Origin of the sequence: Marivirga sp., from assembly GCF_035704835.1 — a bacterium.
Classification (GTDB): Bacteria; Bacteroidota; Bacteroidia; order Cytophagales; family Cyclobacteriaceae; genus Marivirga.
Genome location: NZ_DASSWQ010000027.1, coordinates 1 through 4401 on the forward strand (window position 1 = coordinate 1; position 4401 = coordinate 4401).

The following is a 4401-nucleotide window of genomic DNA, read 5'->3' on the forward strand; positions in this document are numbered from 1 at the left end:
CTTTTTTAATGGGTTTCATGCATCAATATTTGCAAGGTTTCTGTCAGGAAAATACGAAAACTTGCAAAAAAATCAAAGCTTTTTATTAATTAAATAATTGATAATCAATGTATTAAATAGTTTTTAAGGGTCGACTAATTATGCATTAACCAAAGCATCACTCAATGCCTTTACATGATCTTGATCCCCTTTGATTAATGATTTATGCGCTTTAATCATGTTTTTCTGATGGGTAGTTAAGTGTTCCACATCATCCTCAATCACATCATTATAAGCTTCAATTGCTCTTTCTTCGCCATTTTCACATGACTTCAAAATTGCTTTTCGGTTTTTGCCTGTAATCGCTGCTTTCACATCCATCCAAGCGCGGAAGAATTTTCCCGAAGCTTTTGTTCCTTCGGCAATTTCTCCACCTAAGTTTCTTACTTCTTGAGTTAACTCTTGTTTACATTTCTGACTAGATGCGATAAATTTTGCGAATAAGTTTTTTAATTCTTTTTCTTCTGTTGCTTCTGCAGCAGTTTCATATCCTTCTATTCTATCATTATTGATAATAATAAGGGAGTTTAGCGCGTCAATTGCTTTATTATTTTCCATTTTGATTTAAATTTAAATTGTTAAAAAAATGATTTAGTAATCGTAATTTTTAGTAGTGTCAGACTCTTGATGATCTTTGTTTTTATCATGCATTTCGTCTTCTTTTTGAGGTTTACTCATCATACCTGACATATCCATATGTTCGCCTTCTTCGAATTTCATTCTTTCTTCACCATCTCTCATATAGTAGCTATTACGCATTATAATGGTTCCATCAATTAGTTTTACATTTTGCTCTAGTGGAGACATCACTCCATTTTTCACTTTCATCATCTGCCCATTTTTGTATAAATAACCATTAGGAAAGTTTTTACCATCAGATTCATAATTGCCTGTGGTGCTATTTTTGGAGGTCATTTTTCCAGACATGTCCATATGCTCCCCTTCTTGGAACATCATTTTTTGCTCATTTTTTTTCATGTAATGACCATCAGTCATCACTATGGTTCCATTGGTGAGTGTTGTGTCTTTTTCAAGAGGAGTCATTTCTCCGTTAATAACCATTACCAACTGTCCATTTTGAAGCATAAAGCCATCAGGCGGGAATAGATTAGTGGGCTCTACATAATAACTATTTATTGAATGTTCCACCGGTTTGATCGCTGGGTTAGTTTGGGCATATGCACCTGTAGTGATGATGACCGTTGCTATTGATAATATGATAGTTTTCATTTTATTATTTTTAAAGGTTCGTTTAATTTAAAATTGAATTGTAATTACATGTTCTCAAATTTATTTTGAGATTCTTTAGCATGTTGAAGGTGATTACGAAGCTCAGGTAAAGTTGCATTAGCCCAGTTTCTCACATCTTTATCCTTACTATTTTCGGAGGCTTCTTCGAAAGTTTCAATAGCTTCTTCGTGCCCTTTTACCATTTGATCGGCATATGCTTTGTCAAATTCATTTCCTGATATTTCATTTAGTTTTGAATAAGCATCATTAGCTTCACTGCTAGGTGCACTTGGTATGGTTACTTCCTTACTTTTAGCTAGCTCCGTCAAAGCAGCCTGTGATTTGGTATGAGCATCTTCCATCATTTTACCCAATTCCTTAACATGCGTGGCGCTACCTTTTTGTTGTGCTAGTTGACCAAAATGAATTTCTTTCAGGTTAATTTCGGCAGCTTTAATAAGGAATTCAGCCTCATTTTCGCTCTTATTATTTTCAAAAAGTTCATCATTTCGGTCCGAGGCAACAATTTTGTTACTAGCCTGTTTTGTTTCAGAATCACATGCGAAAAATAGGAAAATTGTTGAAATTAAGGCAGCATAAAGAAATGCTCCTTTTGAATAGGGGTTCTTTTTCATTTTGTTTTTTTAAGGTGTTGAATGATTACTGATAGTTTATTCGCTATTGAATAATCTTATTAAGACATTCATTAGAGGGTTTTAATGGTGGACTTCTTGCGCTTTTTTGGCATGGAGATTTGGTTCGAAATCTCTAGCATCTTCTTCATCCATAATATGAACTCCCATCACTATGCTTCCTTTTTTGATTCCTGCCTCATACAAATAAGCGCTTGCTTTAGAAAATCCAGCTTCTACAAGCGCACCCACTATTCCGCCTGGTATTCCACTAGCTCCTGATCCTGTTATACCGACAGCAATTGGTCCAGCCATAATAATTTCAAGCCCCCTTACCACTACCTTGGTTCCGGTAGAAGATAGAATTCCTGCGATTACTCCAGTGGTACTTTCATTAGCTGAATCTTCGGTAACATTTACCTCAGTAAATCTTCTGAAGTCAGCTTGTTTTATAATTCCTAAAAAATGTTTTCTTCGAGTTTCCACAGGCATAATCAAATTGATTTCATCTGTTGTATAACCCTTTTCTAACAATTTTTTATATGCATTTTCTGAGCTTTCGCGATCGTGAAACATACCTGTTAACATGCCTAGGTCCCTTGTCATGCTATCAGTTTTTTGATTCTGATTTTCAGTCATTTTGATTTCATTTAAAGTTGAACATAGGGTTGATAATTCTACTATAAAGATCCTCACCTCAGTTTTAATTTTGTTACACAATTCCTTAAATGCTTTGCAGGATTCCCACATTTTGCCTTTTGAGTAATTCAAATCGTGGTAGGTTAATTTACTATTCATCAAATGATTTTTACTTTATTATTTAAAGCTTGCAGGAGATGATGCTATAGTTTTTAAAAGCAATAGTGAGGCGTTGAATATTGAAGTTTTAAAGCATCATATTCATATTGACTTGGGTTAATTCATAGTGTCAGAATATAAAATTATACCTGGTATTAGTTCACCTACTTCAGCTTCATTTTTACATTTTTCAATGTATTATTTTGCTTGTTCGCATTTTTTTTAATAATCGCGATATCACCAGTTGTTTCTAAAATCATAAAATCTATTTCATCCAAATTAGAATAGCCATTTTGTCTTGCAGTGCTATATACTTCTTCTACGGTTATTCTTTCCTTCTTCATAGCAGAATGAAGAAAGTCACCTTTGTAGAAAATAAGAGAAGGTGTACTAGTTATTAGAGTTTTAAACTTATTTATTCGTACAGATAGCCAGGTAAATAAAAACTGAAAACCGATAAAAACGATGAAAGCGGTGACTCCCTCTGCAAACGGTATTTTTTTATTAAGTGCCACACTAGCCAATACTGAACCTAATGCAATGGTGACCACCAAATCAAAAGCATTCATTTTGGACAAAGTTCTTTTACCAGAAACTCTTAATAAAATGACCATACTGATATAGGCTAATGGTGTTACACAGATTATTCTAAAGATGTTATCCCAGTTATCAAACCAAAAATTTTCCATTTCATTTACATTTTTTTAGAATAATAAGTGTTTTTCATGGCCTCAACATTATCATTGCCAGGTTCATAATTCAATCGAATAAAAATAGGAAAGTGGTCAGACCCTATATCATCAAGTTTCTGTAGGTCCACTAATCCGAATTCTTTAGAGTATAAAATATGATCGAGCGGATAACGAAGAAGAGGTAAAGAAACTTTAAAAGTATTAAATAATCCTCTGCTTTCACGAGGGTCCACTAATCCGCTATATCGCCTGAAAAGTTTGGAGGTATCTGACCAGCCAACATCATTTAGGTCGCCAGCTACTACAGTGGGATTGTCTGATTCTCTAATTCTTTTACCGATAATTAGTAATTCGGTATCTCTTTCATAGGTGTCACTACCTGGTTTAGGAGGTTCTGGGTGAACTCCATAGAAATCTACAATGATACCAGAAGGAAGGGTGATTCTTGTAAAGATGGAAGGTATATTGTCCTCTACCAGAAAATTCACAGAGCTTTCTGTTAATTTAAGTTTTGATAAAAGTATTATTCCGTAAGTATTACTCATTGGACAATAGATAGAAAACGGAAAATCCACTTCCAGTTTTTGTATTGATTTTGCCCAAATTTTGTCAGGTTCATTTATTAAAAACACATCAGGATTAATCTTTTTTACAAGCGCATGAAAACGGTCTTTTTCTTCATTTTCCATTAAAACATTAGAAACCATAAGCGTAAAGCTGCTTCCAGTGATTGGTTCGTTGCTATCTTTAGCTCTCGTATCGTAAAGAGGTGTATAAACCACTACAAAATGTAATTGGTATATTAAGGTTATGATGAGGATAAATACTAGAGGTAACTTATAGCGCCATCTGAAATCGATGTAAGCATACGTGGCTGTTGCACAACTACCTTTTATAAAAGTTAAAATTACGACTCATTTCTGGATAATTTCTGTTTTGAAGTCCTGTTATAGATAGAGACTTCCGATACACTGAAAAAACAGATAAGAATTGACTTATTTTATTGTTAA

General features: G+C 33.9%; 6 protein-coding genes. All 6 read right to left on the bottom strand.

The window, feature by feature from the left end; genetic code table 11:
• Positions 1-138: 138 nt before the first annotated feature.
• Complete coding sequence (locus VFM92_RS05365) at positions 139-597, bottom strand: PA2169 family four-helix-bundle protein (protein WP_325121166.1); 459 nt, start codon at positions 595-597, stop codon at positions 139-141.
• Positions 598-630: 33 nt separating this feature from the next.
• Positions 631-1269 carry a DUF6799 domain-containing protein gene (locus VFM92_RS05370; protein ID WP_325121167.1) on the bottom strand — a complete coding sequence of 213 codons (639 nt, stop codon included), beginning with the start codon at positions 1267-1269 and terminating at the stop codon, positions 631-633.
• 44 nt (positions 1270-1313) lie between these two features.
• Positions 1314-1904 carry a DUF4142 domain-containing protein gene (locus tag VFM92_RS05375; RefSeq protein ID WP_325121168.1) on the bottom strand — a complete coding sequence of 197 codons (591 nt, stop codon included), beginning with the start codon at positions 1902-1904 and terminating at the stop codon, positions 1314-1316.
• Between the two features lie 81 nt (positions 1905-1985).
• On the bottom strand, positions 1986-2540 hold the full coding sequence (locus VFM92_RS05380) for a hypothetical protein (RefSeq protein ID WP_325121169.1): 555 nt from the start codon (positions 2538-2540) through the stop codon (positions 1986-1988).
• Positions 2541-2863: 323 nt separating this feature from the next.
• A complete protein-coding gene (locus VFM92_RS05385; protein ID WP_325121170.1) occupies positions 2864-3388 on the bottom strand; it encodes a DUF421 domain-containing protein in 525 nt (174 codons plus the stop codon).
• 5 nt (positions 3389-3393) lie between these two features.
• Entirely contained in the window at positions 3394-4173 is a 780-nt protein-coding gene (locus tag VFM92_RS05390; RefSeq protein WP_325121171.1) for an endonuclease/exonuclease/phosphatase family protein, read from the bottom strand.
• Between the last annotated feature and the right edge of the window lie 228 nt (positions 4174-4401).